This is a genomic window from Massilia sp. H6 (genome assembly GCF_024802625.1).
In the GTDB taxonomy this organism is placed as follows: Bacteria; Pseudomonadota; Gammaproteobacteria; order Burkholderiales; family Burkholderiaceae_D; genus Telluria.
Map to the genome: position 1 here is coordinate 748,476 of NZ_CP103371.1, position 17,464 is coordinate 765,939.

The 17,464-nt window shown below is 62.4% G+C and carries 19 protein-coding genes; 14 read left to right on the top strand and 5 right to left on the bottom strand.

Annotation, left to right across the window (positions count from 1 at the left end; translation table 11 throughout):
* Nucleotides 1-198 precede the first annotated feature (198 nt).
* Nucleotides 199-357: a hypothetical protein gene (locus NRS07_RS03340; RefSeq protein ID WP_259211196.1), complete on the bottom strand. Its 159-nt coding sequence runs from the start codon at nucleotides 355-357 to the stop codon at nucleotides 199-201.
* A gap of 257 nt (nucleotides 358-614) precedes the next feature.
* Complete coding sequence (locus NRS07_RS03345; RefSeq protein ID WP_259211198.1) at nucleotides 615-1,079, bottom strand: hypothetical protein; 465 nt, start codon at nucleotides 1,077-1,079, stop codon at nucleotides 615-617.
* A 92-nt stretch (nucleotides 1,080-1,171) separates the two neighbouring features.
* Between NRS07_RS03345 and NRS07_RS03350 the strand changes: the two genes are divergently transcribed.
* The 5 genes from NRS07_RS03350 to NRS07_RS03370 all read left to right on the top strand — a co-directional run bounded on the left by NRS07_RS03350 (nucleotide 1,172) and on the right by NRS07_RS03370 (nucleotide 6,549).
* Nucleotides 1,172-1,675: a hypothetical protein gene (locus tag NRS07_RS03350; RefSeq protein WP_259211199.1), complete on the top strand. Its 504-nt coding sequence runs from the start codon at nucleotides 1,172-1,174 to the stop codon at nucleotides 1,673-1,675.
* A 256-nt stretch (nucleotides 1,676-1,931) separates the two neighbouring features.
* On the top strand, nucleotides 1,932-2,390 hold the full coding sequence (locus tag NRS07_RS03355; RefSeq protein ID WP_259211201.1) for a hypothetical protein: 459 nt from the start codon (nucleotides 1,932-1,934) through the stop codon (nucleotides 2,388-2,390).
* Between the two features lie 566 nt (nucleotides 2,391-2,956).
* Nucleotides 2,957-4,107 (top strand): IS3 family transposase gene (locus tag NRS07_RS03360; protein ID WP_259211202.1). Its coding sequence is split into 2 segments (ribosomal slippage): nucleotides 2,957-3,203 and nucleotides 3,203-4,107, totalling 1,152 coding nucleotides; the frame shifts between segments, so codons are not numbered across the junction.
* A 437-nt stretch (nucleotides 4,108-4,544) separates the two neighbouring features.
* A complete protein-coding gene (locus tag NRS07_RS03365; RefSeq protein WP_259211203.1) occupies nucleotides 4,545-5,210 on the top strand; it encodes a DUF4262 domain-containing protein in 666 nt (221 codons plus the stop codon).
* Between the two features lie 127 nt (nucleotides 5,211-5,337).
* A complete protein-coding gene (locus NRS07_RS03370; protein ID WP_373889855.1) occupies nucleotides 5,338-6,549 on the top strand; it encodes an MFS transporter in 1,212 nt (403 codons plus the stop codon).
* A 6-nt stretch (nucleotides 6,550-6,555) separates the two neighbouring features.
* Here NRS07_RS03370 and NRS07_RS03375 read toward each other — a convergent pair whose 3' ends face one another.
* Nucleotides 6,556-7,746 carry an MFS transporter gene (locus tag NRS07_RS03375; protein ID WP_259211204.1) on the bottom strand — a complete coding sequence of 397 codons (1,191 nt, stop codon included), beginning with the start codon at nucleotides 7,744-7,746 and terminating at the stop codon, nucleotides 6,556-6,558.
* Nucleotides 7,747-7,906: 160 nt separating this feature from the next.
* On the opposite strand from NRS07_RS03375, the gene NRS07_RS03380 reads away from it, so the two are divergent.
* Genes NRS07_RS03380 through arsH form a run of 4 tightly spaced genes read left to right on the top strand, consistent with a single transcriptional unit; the run spans nucleotide 7,907 to nucleotide 10,757 of the window.
* The gene (locus NRS07_RS03380) at nucleotides 7,907-8,236 is read left to right on the top strand and encodes a helix-turn-helix transcriptional regulator (protein WP_259211206.1); all 330 of its coding nucleotides are present in this window, start codon (nucleotides 7,907-7,909) and stop codon (nucleotides 8,234-8,236) included.
* Between the two features lie 17 nt (nucleotides 8,237-8,253).
* Nucleotides 8,254-8,742, top strand: a complete 489-nt coding sequence (locus NRS07_RS03385; protein WP_259211208.1) for an arsenate reductase ArsC — start codon at nucleotides 8,254-8,256, stop codon at nucleotides 8,740-8,742.
* Nucleotides 8,743-8,747: 5 nt separating this feature from the next.
* Nucleotides 8,748-10,028: an arsenic transporter gene (locus tag NRS07_RS03390; RefSeq protein ID WP_259211211.1), complete on the top strand. Its 1,281-nt coding sequence runs from the start codon at nucleotides 8,748-8,750 to the stop codon at nucleotides 10,026-10,028.
* A 12-nt stretch (nucleotides 10,029-10,040) separates the two neighbouring features.
* Nucleotides 10,041-10,757: an arsenical resistance protein ArsH gene (gene arsH, locus NRS07_RS03395; RefSeq protein ID WP_259211214.1), complete on the top strand. Its 717-nt coding sequence runs from the start codon at nucleotides 10,041-10,043 to the stop codon at nucleotides 10,755-10,757.
* 6 nt (nucleotides 10,758-10,763) lie between these two features.
* On the opposite strand, the gene NRS07_RS03400 is transcribed toward arsH, so the two are convergent.
* Nucleotides 10,764-11,387 (bottom strand): DUF2807 domain-containing protein, encoded by a 624-nt coding sequence (locus NRS07_RS03400; protein ID WP_259211217.1) that lies wholly within the window; start codon nucleotides 11,385-11,387, stop codon nucleotides 10,764-10,766.
* Nucleotides 11,388-11,618: 231 nt separating this feature from the next.
* Here NRS07_RS03400 and NRS07_RS03405 point away from each other — a divergent pair, with 231 nt between their 5' ends.
* Nucleotides 11,619-12,086 carry a GyrI-like domain-containing protein gene (locus NRS07_RS03405; protein ID WP_259211221.1) on the top strand — a complete coding sequence of 156 codons (468 nt, stop codon included), beginning with the start codon at nucleotides 11,619-11,621 and terminating at the stop codon, nucleotides 12,084-12,086.
* A gap of 165 nt (nucleotides 12,087-12,251) precedes the next feature.
* On the opposite strand, the gene NRS07_RS03410 is transcribed toward NRS07_RS03405, so the two are convergent.
* On the bottom strand, nucleotides 12,252-12,524 hold the full coding sequence (locus tag NRS07_RS03410; protein ID WP_259211225.1) for a hypothetical protein: 273 nt from the start codon (nucleotides 12,522-12,524) through the stop codon (nucleotides 12,252-12,254).
* Nucleotides 12,525-12,763: 239 nt separating this feature from the next.
* Here NRS07_RS03410 and NRS07_RS03415 point away from each other — a divergent pair, with 239 nt between their 5' ends.
* The 4 genes from NRS07_RS03415 to NRS07_RS03430 all read left to right on the top strand — a co-directional run bounded on the left by NRS07_RS03415 (nucleotide 12,764) and on the right by NRS07_RS03430 (nucleotide 17,426).
* A complete protein-coding gene (locus NRS07_RS03415) occupies nucleotides 12,764-13,396 on the top strand; it encodes a DUF4142 domain-containing protein (protein ID WP_259211228.1) in 633 nt (210 codons plus the stop codon).
* Between the two features lie 40 nt (nucleotides 13,397-13,436).
* Entirely contained in the window at nucleotides 13,437-14,042 is a 606-nt protein-coding gene (locus NRS07_RS03420; protein WP_259211229.1) for a DNA-3-methyladenine glycosylase I, read from the top strand.
* Nucleotides 13,972-15,711 (top strand): FAD-dependent 5-carboxymethylaminomethyl-2-thiouridine(34) oxidoreductase MnmC, encoded by a 1,740-nt coding sequence (gene mnmC / locus NRS07_RS03425; protein ID WP_307729913.1) that lies wholly within the window; start codon nucleotides 13,972-13,974, stop codon nucleotides 15,709-15,711. Before NRS07_RS03420 ends, mnmC begins: the two co-directional genes overlap by 71 nt.
* A gap of 149 nt (nucleotides 15,712-15,860) precedes the next feature.
* A complete protein-coding gene (locus NRS07_RS03430; RefSeq protein WP_259211230.1) occupies nucleotides 15,861-17,426 on the top strand; it encodes a methyl-accepting chemotaxis protein in 1,566 nt (521 codons plus the stop codon).
* Nucleotides 17,427-17,464 lie beyond the last annotated feature (38 nt).

A 17,464-nucleotide genomic window follows, 5' to 3' on the forward strand; every position in this document is an offset into this window, starting at 1 on the left:
ATAGTTCGCTAGGTATGTGGAGAAGTGATCGACGCCGATCTGCTGCTTTCAGCAGCAGCTTGCAACCCATTAGAGACTTAGGGCAAAAGAAGCTTTTGCGCTTCAACATCCCAATCGACACTATCATTCAATGCAAAGTCGAGGAAATCATTGACCGACGAGTCAACCAAGGTACGCTTGCTCAGGTCGTTGGGCCGTTCAGCGATATCTAGAGAAGTCAGAACTCACGTTCAGCACTGCCTGTTTCGGTTTGCCCGGCTTGTGCTCGTAGCCCATCACGCGGTACAACCCGCCCTTCGGCGTCTTCCATACTTCGCCAGGCTGGAAGGCGTCCCCTTTGTTGAGCGTCGTCGTCATTCTTGTTTTCCGGTCTATTTCGTGGGAATGCAAGTTCCAGAATTTGCCTGACTAAGCATGAACGTTCGGCTTGCTTTCTTGTCTTCTGCTGACAATTTTTGAAAAGCTGGTTGGGACATCGCTTCGTTGAAACGATTCGCCCACTCCCTGCGCATTTGTTCCTCGGCCTCCATACACGCTTTCAGAGACTCGAAGGTTAGATCAGTTTTGACAGGCTGATTCATAATCAAGACAACAAGCAACCATTGCATAGTGGATTACTCGGCTTTGTAATTCTTGCGGTCCAATGACGGCCGGGCGCGCACTTCGGTACAACGAATCGGGTGCCACATCATGCGCCGAGACGCTGCTTTTTCGACAGCAGCTTGTAGTCGGTCGGGCAACTCAGGGGCTGGTGCATGCGAGGCCATGTTCTTAAAACTCACGTACAGGTTCGGTTCCATGTACTGAAATCGTGCGATCGCCTCGATCAGGGACTCATGTACGATGTCTGTCGTGATGTCCACCCAAAGCGTAGTCTTTTCAGAACCACTAAAACGAAGCAGTGCTTCAAGCAGTCCTTTGATCTCGCCAGCATCAAAGCCTTGCGCAACGTGCGGGCCGATGTAAATGCGGAAGACGTATTCGTGCCAGTCGTACGAGGAAGTGTCGACTATGGTGTAGGTGAATCCACGCTTGCGCGCGCGCTCTAAGGCTAGGCGATCAGTATTTTCAAATGCCATTTTTCCTGCTCTTCGGGAGTATTTGCAATAGCGACTAAGCGCACGTTGAATCGCCAGGAGTTGTCAATTCAGTCGCTGGCTTTGGAGATACCTTGTCCTTCGGACTGTCCTCGGCCGCGCGAGGAACACTACTAGGAGGGGATAGTGTTGATAAGTCGTCGGATGCGTATGGCTACGGTGAAAATGCGGGTGTCGTCCACAGCCTAGCCTTTGGAGGCGTCCATTTGGGTAAGAATGTGCTGTATCAAATGGGTAAAAAAACGGGACTTGATGGGCTTCAGTTGGGGCTTACCCGCATTGTTTCGGATGCACGTAAATGGGGAAGTGTGCGTAGCATGTGGAGCACGGCTGCTGGCGGCGGGAAAGCCTGGCTAAAGGCAAATGGGCAGAGTTTGCACCATTGGCTAATTCCACAGCGCATGGGGCAGTTTAACGCCGGATTTAACTATATGCCAATCAGTGCTGGTTTCAACAGTTGGATGAACGGTGCAACAGCTACGCGTAATGCAGTCGAGGTTGGCTTTCGTGGTACGGTATTGGGAATATATGGTGCGCCTGCAACGAAAGCTGTTTCTGAGGCAACTAGGGACGATTAATGCGCCAACTGAACAACGGATAGAAATATGGATATTCAAGTACGCATAAAGCAGTCACGTGTTCGCGTTAAAAGCGGACTTCGATTAATTGCAGTTCTCGTGGCGATACTCGTTCCTCTATTTCTCGCTGAAATCTACTGGGCTATAAAGTTTGCACTGGTTGGGATTGCAGTTTTCGGGTTTACGACAGCTCTTGAAGCTTGGAATGTGCGTCGACTTAAGCGGGATGCCGACGTCGCTCGCCATAGGTAACTTTATGAATAGTCTAGCTAATGGTGATCACCCGGCATATCTAATTGAGTTGAATGGCGAGCGGTTTAAGGCATCATCCTTTGATGAGCTCAATAAGATCATTCTGAAGGCGGAAGAGATCCAGGCCGGACGCCTCTGGGTTGGCTTGGAAGGGGGAGCGAGGCCTTTATGGCACCGAGTATTTGGATTGAAGGATTTTGTTAACGCTCTCTTGGTGGTTGAGTGGTTCGGAGAGAATGCAAGTCTAATTTTTTATGATGAAAATTGGAGTGAATACCGAGTGTTGGATAATGAAATTCCCGAGTTTCCAGATGAGATAGTTAGGTCTCAAATCTCACATGGCGAGCAGCAAGCCATTGCTGAGGACGAATGTATGCGTAAAGAGCGGGCTTTTATTGCGATCTATGAATTAATCAAAACACGGCATAGACCGACTTGGCTCACCTATCGGTTTGTGCGGTAGTTCGACCAGGAGACAGGGTTTGCCGAGCAGGCAGGATATTTCCCATGATTCGTATCTTGTTCGTATCATGTCGCGGGGCGGCGGGGTCAGTGCCGGCAAATGGACACGGGTGCAGCCGTAGCACTGGAATTCAAAAACGGTTTGGCATGGCGCGAACGCGGCCAGCGGCAGGCCGGCACCACGACCGAGTCATGATTCAACGGCGGGCGAGCGTGGTGGTCTACATGGGGGCTAAAGCGCCCCCATACCCTGCAACCTTGCCATCTCTCGGCACTTAGCTGTCCGGTTACGGCTGTTGCTTGCATGACAGAGCTTGGATGAAAATGTTGGCGCATTACCTTGCCGAGCGCTCGGTTATTTCTTGCTCTTGCGCTTGTCGTCCAGCGCCTCCTCAGGAGGTTGCTCTACCATGTCCGAGCGGCTGCCCTTGTTGCCGATGCTTTCCATGCGCGCAGTCTCGTATATGAATTTCTCAAAGTCACTTTGACTGGTTGAGAAGTTCAGTCTGAATCGCCACGACTATCGTAGACACTTCTGACCCATAATGTCGGGCACAAGGAGAAGATATGAGCGGTAAGCGGTACACAGAAGAGTTCAAGATTGCAGCGATCAAGCAGGTGGCGCAGGGCGGTCACCCACCGAGCGAAGTAGCGGCGCGGCTCGGGATAAGCATTCATAGCCTCTACGCTTGGACGAAGCGCTACGGCGTGCCTGAGACGGAGCGCAAGGCCGTCGATGCCCAGGCCGACGAGATGAGGCGCCTGAAGGCCGAGCTCAAGCGCGTCACGGAGGAGCGTGACATATTGAAAAAAGCCGCGGTGTACTTTGCCAAGACGTCCGGGTAAGGTACACCTTAATTGCTGAGTTACAGGACCAGTTCCCGGTGCGTCGGCTGTGCAAAGTGCTCGAGGTGCATCCGAGCGGCTTCTATGCCTGGAGTCTGAACCCCGAAAGCCGTCGCACCAAAGAAGACAAGCGCCTTCTGGTTTCAATCAAGGAATCGTGGCTGGAAAGCGGCAGCGTGTACGGCTACCGCAAAGTCAGCGACGACCTGCGCGAGCTCGGTGAGCAATGCGGCGTCAATCGCGTCCACCGTCTCATGAGGTCGGCCGGGTTTCGTTCGCAAACCGGTTACGCCAAGCGGAAATACAAACGAGGCGGCGCCCCTTCGCTGGTGGCGCCTAATCATCTACAGCGCCAATTCGACGTGCAGGAACCGAATCGGGTCTGGGTGACGGACATCACGTACATTCGCACTTACGAAGGGTGGCTTTATCTGGCCGTTGTACTGGACCTGTTTTCGCGTCAGGTGGTCGGCTGGTCGATGAGTTCTCGAATTGACCGCGAGCTGGCGATGAATGCGCTCTTGATGGCCGTCTGGCGTCGGCAACCCAAGAATGCAGTGATGGTGCATTCCGATCAGGGCAGCCAATTCAGTAGCTACGACTGGCGCGACTTCCTGGACGAGCATAACCTGCAGCAGAGCATGAGCCGACGTGGGAACTGTCACGATAACGCCGTGGCCGAGAGCTTCTTCCAGCTCCTGAAAAGGGAACGAATCCGACGCAAGACCTACGGCACTCGGGAAGAGGCAAAGCAGGATGTCTTCGATTACATTGAGATGTTTTACAATCCAAAGCGCCGGCACAGCTTCAGCAATGACTTGTCGCCGGTCGAGTATGAAAAGCAGTATTTCAAGCGGCTCGCGAGTGTCTAGGAAACTCGTGGCGATTCAACTTGGCGATGGCACCAAACTGGATGATTGGACTTTACATGCCAGCGGCTACGCCAAGGAGTGCTAGCGCCCGTAGAGCAGGGAATATGAAATCCAGTTCAGTGCGGTAAGCGAATCAATGGACTCAAATTTGAATCGTTCTGTAAGTCGCGGGTCGAATTGCCTGAAAAACACACAATCCGAATGATCTTAACTTATGTGAGAATTTGCTGAATAATCTCATCTTATGTGCGTACTGATCTCAACTTATGTGAGAACCTTCCGACTAAGTAATTGATTTATAAGGATTCTGATCTCATCTTATGTGAGGGCCAACGCCGCTGCCGACACATACGCACGCGTTTTCGCACTGGCCGTTTGCGGACAGTGCCGACACCGTCGTCTTTTGCACGGGCGAGGTCGCGCGCGGCCGCCTGCCGGTGCTGCAAGTAACGCATGACGTCAAGGGCGACTGGCAATTTCTCGATGCGGGCAGCGAACAGCCCGGCGAATGCAGGCGCATGTGCCTGGGCTGCATCGTCGAGCGCGATCCGACCCTGGCCCAGCTGGGCGACCTGCCGCCCGGCTGGAGTGCCCACCGGGCCGGCCTCGACGCGCCCTGGGAACGCTGGCGCGAGGATGGCAACCAGCACGCGGCCGAGCGCAAGGCGCTCGATGACATCGACACCTACGGCCTGCACATCCTGCACGTGGCCGAGGCGGGCGAGCTGCCGCCATTTTCCTATTCGATCGGCATCGGGCAGTCGCTCGGCTTGCCCGAACTGATCGTGATCGGCCTGCGCCACGAGGTTGCCCAGGCCGCGCTCAACGCCTGCTATGCCATGCTCAAGTCGGGCCAGAGCATCGTGCCCGGCGCGCGCGTCGCCGGCCTGCTCGGCGGCGGCTTCGAATGCGAACTGGTCGAGGTGTCGCCTACGCAGTTCAGGCAATACATGGGTTGGGCCTGGTGGCTGTACGACGGTCCGTCGTTTCGCGCCTACCAGATCGTGTTTCCGAATACGGCAGGCGTGTATCCGTGGGAGCCGGCCGCCGACGCCTGGTTCCGCAACTGGCAGCCGCTGTTGAACGAGGCGGCAGCGAACTAAGGCAGCAGGCCATGCAAACGATATGTGCATGGCGCGGCTTCCAGGCAAATAATATTTGGCAGGGACGCCGCGGATGCAGATGATCGTTGCATAGTACACTGGCATGCTTGTCGTTCCGGCCCGCACCATGTCCCTACCATCTCCAGCTTCTTCCGCTACTGGCGCCGCCCCGCCCGCGGCCGTCATGCAGATCCTGTTCTCGGTCGCCTTCGTGCACCTGCTCAACGACTGCGTGCAGGCGGTGCTGCCGGCCATCTACCCGCTGCTGAAACAGCAGTTCGCGCTGAGCTTTACCCAGATCGGCCTGATCACGCTCACCTTCCAGTGCACCGCCTCGCTGCTGCAGCCATGGATTGGCCTGTACACCGATAAACGCCCCTTGCCCTTTCTGCTGCCGTTCGGGATGTGCGTCACCCTGGGTGGCGTGGCGCTGCTGGCCACGGCCCCCAGCTACCCGGTGCTGCTGCTGGCCGCGGGCCTGATCGGCATCGGTTCCTCGACCTTCCACCCCGAGGCGTCGCGCGTGGCCCGCCTGGCCTCGGGCGGGCGCTTCGGCTTTGCGCAGTCGCTGTTCCAGGTCGGCGGCAATCTCGGTTCCGCGTTCGGGCCGCTGCTGGCTGCGGCCATCATCATCGGCAGCGGGCAAGGCCGGATCGCCTGGCTGATGCTGCTGGTGCTGCTGGCGGTGGCGGTGCTGGTGTTCGTGAGCCGCTGGTATGCGGGCCACCTGCGCAATGCGGCGAAGAAGATCGCCGTGCATGCGGGAGCCGGCATGTCGCGCGGCCGCGTACTGTGGGCGCTGACGGTGCTGGCGCTGCTGGTGTTTTCGAAATACATCTACATGTCCAGCCTGTCGAGCTACTACACGTTTTTCCTGATCGAGAAATTCCAGGTGTCGGTCGAGTCGGCGCAGATGTACCTGTTCCTGTTCCTGGCGGCGGTGGCCGCGGGCACGTTCGCGGGCGGCCCGATCGGCGACCGCATCGGGCGCAAGCGCGTGATCTGGTTCTCGATCCTGGGCGCGGCGCCGTTTGCACTGATGCTGCCTTATGCGAACCTGTTCTGGACCGCCGTGCTGTCGGTGGTGATCGGCCTGGTGATGTCGTCGGCGTTCTCGGCCATCGTGGTGTTCGCGCAGGAGCTGGTGCCAGACAAGGTGGGCATGATCGCCGGCCTGTTCTTCGGGCTGATGTTCGGCATCAGCGGCATTGGCGCGGCCGCGATGGGCGCCATCGCCGACACCACCGGCATCGAATACGTGTACCGGATTGCCTCTTATCTGCCGCTGCTCGGGGTCCTGGCGGTGCTGCTGCCGAAGATGGAATCGGCCAGGCGCTGAGCGCCATCATGCAGCCTTGGCTGCCGGCGTGCGCGAAGTCCGGGTCGCGGACAAGTACAGCAGCAGCGAAGCCAGCGCGCAGCCGCACAGCCACCAGGGCAGCATGGTCGCGCCGGATGCACCGGACAGGATTGCCGCGGCCAGCAGCGGAGCTGCGGCCTTCGATAGCAGCGAAGGCGCCGCCAGCGCGCCCATGATGGCGCCGTAGTGGCGCGCGCCGAACAGGGCGCGTGGCAGGGTGCCCCTGATGATCGTGAGTACCCCGTTGCTCATCCCGTACAGCAGGCAGAACAGCGCGACCGCCCAGGCCCGGGTACCCAGCAAGGTCAGCACCAGCAGCCCGAAGGGCAGGGTCGCGAACACGAAGCGGCCCACCACTTGTGGTGCGGTATCCCTGGCCAGCGTGCGCTCGCCGATGCGGCCGGCGACCTGCATCGGGCCGACCAGCGCGGCCAGCATCACCGCGGTGGCGGCCGTGTGGCCAAGCGATTGCAGCAGCGGGATCAGGTGCACCGCCAGCGCCGAGAAAATGAACACATTCGCCGAAAAGGCCAGCGCCAGCTTCCAGAAGATCGGGTGGCGCACGGCTTCGGCCAGTGTGTGGCTGTCGCGCGGCGCATCCGGCGCCGCCGGTGGGTGGGGCGCATCGCGTCCCAGCCAGAGGTGCAGCGGCAGGCAGAGCGCGAGCTGCAGCAGCGCATAGACGAGATAGGTATCGCGCCATCCCAGGCGCGACGCGATGGCGAGCGTCAGCGGCCAGAAAATGGTGCTGGAAAAGCCGGCGAACAGGGTCAGGGTCGAGATGGCGCGCGCTGCGCCGTGTCCGACCTTGCGATTGATGGTGGCGAATGCGGCCTCGTACAGCGTCAGCGCCATGGCCAGGCCAATGACGGTCCAGGCGCCGAAATACGACAGCGTGGTGCTGCAGCGCGACAGCCAGACCAGGCCCGCGGCGCAGACCAGCGAGCCGGCCGCCATGACATGGCGCCCGCCATGGCGGTCGACCAGCGCGCCGATGGGAGTCGCGCTGATGCCGGCCACCAGCAAGCTCCAGGAAAAAGCCGCGAACGCCGTTTCGGCGCCGATGCCGAGGTCGCGCTGGATGGCAGGCGCCAGCACCGCGAACGCGTAGTACAGCGCGCCCCACGACACGATCTGCGTGACGGCAAGGATGCCGATGGTCCTGCGTGCCGACAATTGATCTCCCGATGCGTAACGAACCCAGCCCGTCACTCTAGCGCAGGCGCTTGAAGCGTGCCAGCCCGTCAACGTTTGCTCACAACGCTTCGATAATATTCGAAATGTCAGAATTTCAGGCTATAATTCGATAAACATGGAAATGACTGGAGCCCCTCGCATGGAGACCACAACCGCCATCGCCGCGCTGGCCGCGCTGGCCCAGGAGTCGCGCCTGGCGGTATTCCGCCTGCTGGTGCAAACCGGTCCGGAGGGACTCGCCGCCAGCAAGATCGCCGTGGCGCTGGGCATTCCTGCGTCGTCGCTGTCGTTTCACCTGAAGGAGTTGAGCCACGCGGGCCTGATCGCAGCGCGCCAGGATGGTCGCTTCATCATCTACGCGGCGCAGTTCGAGACCATGAATGGCCTGGTCGCTTTTCTTACCGAGAACTGCTGCGGCGGCAAACCCTGCACCCCGGCCGGCGCGCCCGACTGCACCCCCACCACCTGACTTTACCAACTTCGCCCATGACCACTACCAACGTCCTGTTTCTCTGCACCGGCAACTCCTGCCGCTCGCTCATCGCCGAAGCGCTCTTCAATCACCTGGCGCCAGAAGGCTGGCGTGCGTTAAGCGCAGGCAGCCAGCCGATGGGGCGCCTCAATGCGCGCGCCCTGCAGCTGCTGGCCGAGAAGGGCATCGCGCACGACGGCTACTACAGCAAGTCGTGGGATGCGCTGCCGGTGACGCCCGACATCGTCATCACGGTCTGCGCCAGCGCGGCCGGCGAAACCTGCCCGGCCTATCTCGGCCCGGTCTTGCGCGCCCATTGGGGCGTGGACGACCCGAGTCACGTCGAAGGCACGCCAGAAGAAATCAGCGCCGCGTTCGAGCACGCCTACGCGATCCTGCGCGATCGCATCGAAGCCTTGCTGGCGCTGCCGCTGGACGAACTGGTCCAGGACCGTACCCGCTTCAAGACCGAGCTCGACCGCATCGGCAAGCTCGGGAATTGAGCCCCGTGCTGCCGGCCTTTCTGATTTTCGCCGCCACTCTCGTGCTCGTGATCTGGCAGCCGCGCGGCCTGGGCATTGGCTGGAGCGCGTCCCTTGGCGCGTTGGCGGCGCTGCTGGCCGGCGTTATCTCGGTGGGCGACATTCCGGTGGTCTGGAGCATCGTATGGAACGCCACTGGCGCCTTTGTCGCGATCATCATCATCAGCCTGCTGCTGGACAAGGCCGGCTTCTTCGAATGGGCGGCGCTGCACGTGGCGCGCTGGGGTGGCGGCAACGGCCGGCGCCTGTTCATCCTGCTGGTGCTGCTGGGCGCGGCGGTGGCGGCGCTGTTCGCCAACGATGGCGCGGCGCTGATCCTCACGCCGATTGTCATCGCCATGCTGGCCGCGCTGCGTTTCACCCCAAAGGCCACGCTGGCCTTTGTGATGGCGGCTGGCTTCATTGCCGATACCGCCAGCCTGCCGCTGGTGGTGTCGAACCTGGTCAACATCGTGAGCGCCGATTATTTCGGCATCGGTTTTGCGCGCTACGCGTCCGTGATGGTGCCGGTCAACCTGGTGTCGGTCGCCGCCACCCTGGGGGCGCTGCTCTGGTTCTTCGGGCGCGACATCCCGCCCGACTACGACCTGGCGCAGTTGCGCCATCCGGACGCGGCGATCCACGACCGCGCCACCTTCGTCGCCGGCTGGTGGGTACTGGCAATGCTGCTCGCCGGGTTCTTCTGGCTCGATGAACTGGGCGTTCCGATCAGCGCGGTGGCGGCGCTCGGCGCGCTGCTGCTGTTTGCCGTCGCCGCACGCGGCCACCGGATCGCCACGCGCGAGGTATTGCGCGGCGCGCCGTGGCAGGTGGTGGTGTTCTCGCTCGGCATGTACCTGGTTGTCTACGGCCTGCGTAACGCGGGCCTGACCGGCTACCTCACTGCGCTGCTGGAGCGCTGCGCCGAACATGGCATCTGGGGCGCGGCCCTGGGTACCGGCGTGATTACCGCCGTACTGTCTTCGGTGATGAACAACATGCCAACCGTCTTGATCGGCGCGCTGTCGATCGATGCGACCACCACCACTGGCGCGGTGCGCGAAGCCATGATCTACGCAAACGTGATCGGCAGCGACCTGGGGCCGAAGATCACGCCGATCGGCAGCCTGGCGACGCTGCTATGGCTGCATGTCCTGGCAAGCAAGGGCATTCGCATCTCGTGGCGATACTATTTTCGCGTCGGCTTGGTGCTGACGCTGCCGGTGCTGCTGCTGACGTTGGCGGCGCTGGCGCTACGCTTGAGCTAACAAGGACCCCCCATGAGCACGATCCCACACCTTCCGAACCTCAGGCCCGAGCAGCTCGACATGCCGACCATGGACAAGCTGGCGCAGCAAGGCAGCCTGGCGCATCCGCCGCGCATCCTGCTGCTGTATGGGTCGCTGCGCGAGCGCTCGTTCAGCCGCTTTCTCACCTTCGAGGCGGCGCGCATCCTCGAGCACTTTGGCGCCGAGGTCAGAATCTTCGACCCGATGGACTTGCCGATGGCCGGCAGCGTACCCGAGACGCACCCGAAGGTGGTCGAGCTGCGCGCGCTGTCGCTATGGTCGGAAGGCCAGGTCTGGTGCAGCCCCGAGCGCCACGGCGCGATCACGGCGGTGATGAAGAACCAGATCGACTGGATACCGCTGGAGCAGGGCGCGCTGCGCCCAAGCCAGGGCCGCACGCTGGCGGTGATGCAGGTATGCGGCGGCTCGCAGTCGTTCAACGTGGTGAACACGATGCGCCTGCTGGGACGCTGGATGCGCATGTTCACGATCCCGAACCAGTCCTCGGTGCCGATGGCGTACAAGGAATTCGACGACGAGGGACGCATGCGCGCCTCGAGCTACTACGATCGCGTGGTGGACGTGATGGAAGAGCTGTTCAAGTTCACGCTGCTCATGCGCGGGCGCAGCGACTACCTGACCGACCGATACAGCGAGCGCAGCGAACGCGCGCTGCGCAGCATCAACGCGCAGATCGACAAGATCTAGCCAGGCTTACTTGACGGCGACCACGCTGCCGATGCCCGACACCGACTTGCTCACCACGCGCGGGTTGCCGTAATAGGTCAGTTGGCCCATGCCCTGTACCTTGGCATTGAGCTTGTCCCTGGCATGCACGCTGACCGAACCGATACCTTCGAAGCTGACATCGGCTTGATTGGTGACCAGGCCCTTGGCATCGACTTCGCCGACGCCCTGGGCGCGCAGGCGCAGCGCGCGTACTTCGCCGTCGATCGCCAGGCGGCCGGCGCCCCGGAAATTCACGTCGAGACGTTCGCCGCGCACCTTGGTCAGGCGCATGAGGCCGGCGCCTTCGCCGGAAAAGGTCTGCAGTTCGGGCATGGTCACCAGAATGCGGTCGTTCGAATCGATGCTGTTGCGGGTGCTTTCTTTCATGTGCAGGCGCAGCTCGCCGCCCACCACTTCGCTGGTGACGCGCTCGATAAAGCGCGGGTCGCCGATCACCTTGAGGGAAAACGCCTTGCCAGCTTCCACGTTCAGGCTGACCGGGCCATGGACACTGATGCCCGTGAACGGCGCGACCTGGCGAATCTGCTCGTCAGCGTAGGTGTTCATCGAAACGAGCGACAGGGCAGTGGCGAGAATCAGGGCGTGCATGGTGGTCTCCGGTGAGTGGTGTGAAGCCATTCTAGGCAGGCGCGGCGCGGGCGGGTGGCGTATGCGATGAACGGCACGAATGCGGGGGTGGACGGTCGTCGGAGCAGGCTTGACGGCATTTCCCGACGAATAGCAGGTCAATAGCGTCAATTGCTTGCGCACGATTGCGCAGATGACAATATTGCCGAAGGGTTAAGGCTATAATTTCCTTGTCCCCTTATAGGCAATATCATGCATATCTCAACCGTCACCCTACCTGAAATGAAGCTCGCCGGGCTGCCTCTGGCAGGTCCGTTTTCGGTGCTGGACGCGGACTTGCCCGATACCTGGGATAGCTTTCTGGAACGCGAAGCCGAGCTGGGCGGATCGAGCGGCATGCGCTATAGCCTGCGTCTGCAAGAAAAAGACGGCGTGTATCTCGAATGCGTTGCAACCGAAGTGGCCGATCTCAATGCACTGCCCCCGGGCATGATCGCCATTCGTATTCCAGAGCGGCGCTATGCCTTGCTGACGCACCGCGGACCGATGGCGCGCGTACAGGCCACTTACGTGACCGGCAACGCCGCCATGGAACAACTGGGCATGGTGCCGGACGAAGCTGCCTGGCGCATCGAGCGCTACGACCGCCGCTACACGCCGAGCCTGGACGACGGCAACCGCCCCGATAATGCCTACGACATATTGATTCCGCTACGATAATCTGGTGCCGGTATATTTCCCGACTGCCGACGCCGGTAGGGCAGCTCGCGCTGCCAGTTTCCTTCGGAAGGACCAGGCTAGTGTGCCTGCCGATTGTGACAGGCGTTTGACGCAGCCAGCACCTATCGGCGCCTATCAGTACCCATCAACGCCGATCAGGGTCAATCAGGGGGCGTCGTCCACCGGCCGGTCGTCGGGTTCTTCGTGGGTGGCCGCGAACACTTCGTTTTCAGCGTATTGCGTGAGCTCGTCGGTACTATCGAGGGCGACTTCGGGCGGATGAAGCATATCGTGCAGCATGTCGCGCAGTGCCGGGGTATCCCAGGCCACGCCTGCGCGCTCGCAGCGCTGTATGTAGTTGAGCACTTCGCGGTTTTGCGCCGGACTTAGCGGCAGACCGTGCCAGGCGCCGTTGGGAGATAAATCGCTTTTCATCATGAGCTCCTCACGGCCGTCGGCCGCGTCGTTCCACTATACGCCGCACGGGCCGGCACGGCGCACGCCACAGTCAGGCCGGAGCAGGGCAGGTCTGCTGACGAAATGTTGTAATACGGCTAACGTGCGCTGTGGTGGCGACTGCAGGTCTACACTCTGATCAGCTTGACCGCTACATCATCGGTAGCTCGCCGGTGGGACGTTCGCGTTCCACCGCGCTTGACGTGTTCCAGGAGAATTTCATGCACAAGAAACACCCTATCGGCACCATGCTTGCCGCCTCGCTCGCCGCAGCGATCCTTGGCGCCGCGCCTGCCCATGCCGCGCGCGGCCAGGCTGCGCCAGCGACCCAGGACGCCCCTGCAGCGGCCACTGCGCCGGCCACTGCGCCAGCGGCCAAACTGGCAGACGCGGACCGCGAGGTGCTGGCCGACCTGGCGATGGCCAACATGGCCGAGATCGCTACCGCCAAAATTGCACTCGACAAGAGCACCAACCTTGAGGTCAAGGGCTACGCCCAGCGCATGCTCGACGACCACACCAAGGCGCAAGCCGAAGTGGAGGCGCTGGCCAAGGCCAAGGGCGTGGAATTGCCAACCGAGCTCAACATTAAGTACAAGGCCAAGACGGCCATGCTCAAGGCGCTCAAGGGCGAAATCTTCAACCGCACCTATATCAAGCAATCGGGCCGCGCCGATCACAGCGACACGCACGGCAAGCTCAAGGATGGGCTCGAGGACGCCAAAGACCCCGAGGTCAAGGCGCTGGTCGCGAAAATCCGTCCGATCGTCGAACAGCACCTCATCATGGCCGAGGAATTGATCGCCAAGTCAGGACGTACCTCGATGGGGACCGCGGGCGCGCCGACCAAATAGGCGCAGGTCAGCACCCGCGCCGCTGATTTATACTTCGGCAATGACCGCATCCGCTATCTTGCAACGCTGCTCCTGGGCCAACGTGGCCAACCCGCGCTACCTGGCCTACCACGACCACGAATGGGGCGTGCCCTGCCACGACGAGACCACCCTGTTCGAGATGCTCAACCTCGAAGGCGCGCAGGCCGGGCTGTCGTGGGAGACCATCTTGAACAAGCGCGACAGCTACCGCGCCGCCTTCGATGGCTGGGATGCCGAACAGATCGCACGCTATGGCGACGACAAGAAGGCCGAGTTGCTGGCCAACCCCGGCATCGTGCGCAACCGCCTCAAGGTGGCGGCGGCGATCACCAATGCCAGGGCCTATCTCGCCATGCGCGAGCAAAGCCTGACGCTCGACGCCTACCTGTGGGGCTGGGTCGACGGCCAGCCGATCGTCAACGACTGGCCCATCGGTGCGCGCCCGGCCACGACCACGCTGTCCGACCGCATCTCGAAAGACCTGGCCAGGCGCGGCTTCAAGTTCGTCGGCTCGACCATCGTCTATGCTTACCTGCAGGGCATCGGGATCGTGGATGACCACGACCGCGGCTGCTTCCGGCATGCCGGGCGTCGCCACGCCGAGCGTCGCCACGCCGGGCGCTGACATGGACCTGCGCGCCCACTGGCGCGGCCGCGAACGCTATACGGTATTCGATACGGCCTACGACGACGCTGCCGTGCGTGCGCTGCAGGCCGACTGGCGCGCCGACCCGGAGCGTCCTGCGCGGCTGCACATCGTGGCGCTGACATCGACGCTGCAACCGGGTTTCCACCGCATTCCCCAGGACGACCCACGCTTGAGCCTGACCCTGCTTGCCATGCCCCTGGAACCGGCGCTGGCGCAGCTGGGCGCGCAGCCCGATGCGGTGTTTGTGGCGAAGGTCGCCGGCACCGGCTTTGCCCGCCCGCTTGCACGCCTGGTAGCCAGCCAGGCCCGCTTGTACGCCAGCGGGCTGGATCAGGAACAGCGCGCAGCGCTGGCGGCGCAGGGCTTCGTGTTCAGCGGCGACGGCGAAGCCGTGTTTGCCAGCCGCAAGCCGCGCCTGCCGGTGCCGCCCACGCCCGAGCGGCGCGCGCTGATTGTCGGCGCGGGCCTTGCCGGTGCGGCCGCCGCTGCCTCGCTGTGCGCGCGCGGCTGGCTCGTCACGCTGGTCGAGCACCATCCGGCGCCCGCCATGGAAGCTTCCGGCAACCTGGCCGGCATCTTCATGCCGCTGCTCTCGCGCGACGACAACATCCCGACCCGCCTCACGCGCGCGGCCTACCTGTACGCGCTGCGGGCCTGGCGCCAGCTCGGCGGCATCGGCGGCGCCATCGAAGGCCAGGCCTGCGGCGTGCTGCAACTGGCGCGCGACGCCAACCACGCCGAGGTCGCGCGTGCCATCGACCGCGCAGGCAGCTATCCTCCAGAGTTCGCGCGGTGGCTCGAGCGAGAACAGGCCGAAGCGCTGCTCGGCTTGCCCGCACCCGACGGCGCCTGGCTGTTCGCGCAAGGCGGCTGGGCGCGGCCGGGCAGCGTATGCGAGGCGATGCTGGCTTCGTGCGGCGAGCGCTTGACGCGGCGATTCGGGGTAGGGCCCGTCAGGCTCGAACGAGCCGGCGAGCAATGGCAGGCGCGCACCGAAGATGGCGCGGTCGTGGCGCAAGCACCTACCGCGGTGCTGGCCAGCGGCGCCGGCGCACGCCATTTGGCGCAGTCGGCCGACCTGCCGCTGGCGGCGCTGCGTGGGCAGGTCACCCACTTGCCAAGCGGCGCCGCCCCCAACTTGCCGCTGGTGCTGTGCCGCGAAGCCTACCTGACCCCGGCGGCGGGCGGCATCGTGTGCGCTGGCGCCACCTATGACCTGGACGACGATCCCAGCCTGCGCGCATCGAGCCAGCAGGAAAACATCGCGCGCCTGCGCGCCTTGGTGTCCGACCCGCTGGCAGCCGAAGGCGCGCCCCTGGCCGGCCGGGTGGGCTTTCGGTGCGTGGCGCCGGACCGCTTGCCGCTGGTGGGCCGCCTGCCGGATGTCGCCGCCGCCGGCGCCACCGAACGCCTGCGCGAGCTTGCACGCCACCCCGGCCTGCATTGCCTGCTCGGCTATGCCTCGCGCGGCCTGATCTGGGCGCCGCTGGCCGCCGAATTGCTGGCGGCCCAACTCGAGGGCGAGCCGCTGCCGCTGGAAACGGCGCTGGTCGATGCGCTCGATCCGGCACGCTTCGTGCTGCGCGCCCGGCGTCCAGGGCGCGCACTGCAAGGCCTGATTGCTAGCATGGATCAGCCATCCTGACTACATGACCCCGCCGGTTTCGCGCTGGTGTTCTCGGATGTGGCTTTTTTTCCAGTGTATTTATTGTTTTACCGCAATGTTGTTTGACGCGCGGTATGATTGATCGGCACGAAAAAACGTCAATCATGCAGATCCGCTCGGAGAAGGTAATGAAGGTGCTCGTTCCGCTTAAAACGCAAATCAATGCACTTGCGATGAAATTGCACGGAGCATTGCCAGGTGCCATTACGGTCGACCACGCCCACAGCGTGGCCGTCAACGGCACCGCGACTCCGCTGTTAAGAAGCGGAAGCGCGGTATTGAATCTGGATTTTTCCCTGCCGGATGCCTTCAAACGAACAACCGGCGCGACCTCGACATTCTTTGTACGGGTGGCACAGGATTTCATACGGGTGAGCACCTCGGTCAAGCGTCCGAACGGCGAGCGCCCCCTGGGTACACCGCTCGACCGTGCCCATCCGGGCTACAAGGAGTTGCTGGCCGGGCGATCCTATGTCGGATATGCCACCTTGTTCGGCACCCAGTACATGACGCACTACGATCCGATCTTCGATAGCAGTGGCGCCGTGATCGGCGTGCTCTACGTCGGGATCGACGTGACCGAGCACCGGCAGATGCCCATCTCGCTCAAGCTGGCCATGGTGGCGGTTCTGGTGGCAGGCACTGCCGGCCTGGCGGGCATCTGGGCCATGACGGCGCATGCGCCTGCAGCCGGGCTGGCGCGGCTGCGCCTGGAATACCTGCTCGCGATGCTGCCAGCCCTGCTGGTGCTTGGCGTGATCATTGACCAATGCGTGCGCCGCATGGTGACCCGGCCCTTGATTACGGCGCGCGAGACGGCCCAGAAAATGGCCCAGGGCGACCTGTCGGCCCAGATGCACGTGACGCGCAGCGACGAAATGGGCCAACTCATGCAAGCCATCAACGGGGTCAGCCAGGGGCTGGCAGATATTGTCGGCAAGGTGCGCAGCGGCTCCGACAGCATTGCGATCGCCACCCGCGAAATCGCCACCGGCAACGCCGACCTGGCCAGCCGTACCGAAACCCAGGCCGGCGCACTCGAGGAAATCGCCTCGAATATCGAAACGATGGTCACTGCGGTGCGCGCCAATACCCAGCGTTCGGCCTATGTGACGACATTGTCGGGCACCGCTTCGGAAGAAGCGGCAGTGGGCGCCAAGGCAGTGACTGAACTGGTCGGCAAGATGACGGCGATCCGCGACGCCTCGTCGAAAATCGCCGGCATGATCGGCACCATCGAAGCCATTGCCTTCCAGACCAACTTGCTCGCACTGAACGCGGCAGTCGAAGCGGCGCGTGCCGGGGAGAACGGACGCGGCTTTGCCGTGGTGGCGTCCGAAGTGCGCGCGCTGGCGCAGCGCAGCGCCACCGCCGCGCGCGATATCGGTGTCGTCATCAAGGCGTCGGTGGAGCAGGTCGACGGCGGCAGCTTGATGGCCGACCAGGCCGGCGCCACCATGAACAGCCTGATGCAGTCGGTGCAAAGTGTGGCAGGCATCATGACCGAGATGAGCGGCAACAGCCGTGCGCAGAGCACCAGTATCGAGGAACTCAACCAGTCAATCAGCGATCTCGACGGCATGACCCAGCAGAACGCCGCACTGGTCGAAGAGGCCGCTGCCGCGGCCGAGAGCCTGCACCGCCGTGCCGATGAGCTAACGGGAGTCGTGCAAGTATTCAAAATGAGCCGCTGAGCATGGCGGCTGCTGCCGGTTCACCCGGCACTCCGGTA

Bases quoted from the DNA above. Each gene is read 5' to 3' on its own strand.
- NRS07_RS03385 (WP_259211208.1), top strand. From the start codon at position 8,254: ATGACCACTACCAACGTCCTGTTTCTCTGCACCGGCAACTCCTGCCGC.
- NRS07_RS03345 (WP_259211198.1), bottom strand. From the start codon at position 1,079: ATGGCATTTGAAAATACTGATCGCCTAGCCTTAGAGCGCGCGCGCAAG.
- arsH (WP_259211214.1), top strand. From the start codon at position 10,041: ATGAGCACGATCCCACACCTTCCGAACCTCAGGCCCGAGCAGCTCGAC.
- NRS07_RS03430 (WP_259211230.1), top strand. From the start codon at position 15,861: ATGAAGGTGCTCGTTCCGCTTAAAACGCAAATCAATGCACTTGCGATG.
- NRS07_RS03370 (WP_373889855.1), top strand. From the start codon at position 5,338: ATGTCCCTACCATCTCCAGCTTCTTCCGCTACTGGCGCCGCCCCGCCC.
- NRS07_RS03405 (WP_259211221.1), top strand. From the start codon at position 11,619: ATGCATATCTCAACCGTCACCCTACCTGAAATGAAGCTCGCCGGGCTG.
- NRS07_RS03380 (WP_259211206.1), top strand. From the start codon at position 7,907: ATGGAGACCACAACCGCCATCGCCGCGCTGGCCGCGCTGGCCCAGGAG.
- NRS07_RS03420 (WP_259211229.1), top strand. From the start codon at position 13,437: ATGACCGCATCCGCTATCTTGCAACGCTGCTCCTGGGCCAACGTGGCC.
- NRS07_RS03355 (WP_259211201.1), top strand. From the start codon at position 1,932: ATGAATAGTCTAGCTAATGGTGATCACCCGGCATATCTAATTGAGTTG.
- NRS07_RS03410 (WP_259211225.1), bottom strand. From the start codon at position 12,524: ATGATGAAAAGCGATTTATCTCCCAACGGCGCCTGGCACGGTCTGCCG.
- NRS07_RS03415 (WP_259211228.1), top strand. From the start codon at position 12,764: ATGCACAAGAAACACCCTATCGGCACCATGCTTGCCGCCTCGCTCGCC.
- mnmC (WP_307729913.1), top strand. From the start codon at position 13,972: ATGACCACGACCGCGGCTGCTTCCGGCATGCCGGGCGTCGCCACGCCG.
- NRS07_RS03400 (WP_259211217.1), bottom strand. From the start codon at position 11,387: ATGCACGCCCTGATTCTCGCCACTGCCCTGTCGCTCGTTTCGATGAAC.
- NRS07_RS03340 (WP_259211196.1), bottom strand. From the start codon at position 357: ATGACGACGACGCTCAACAAAGGGGACGCCTTCCAGCCTGGCGAAGTA.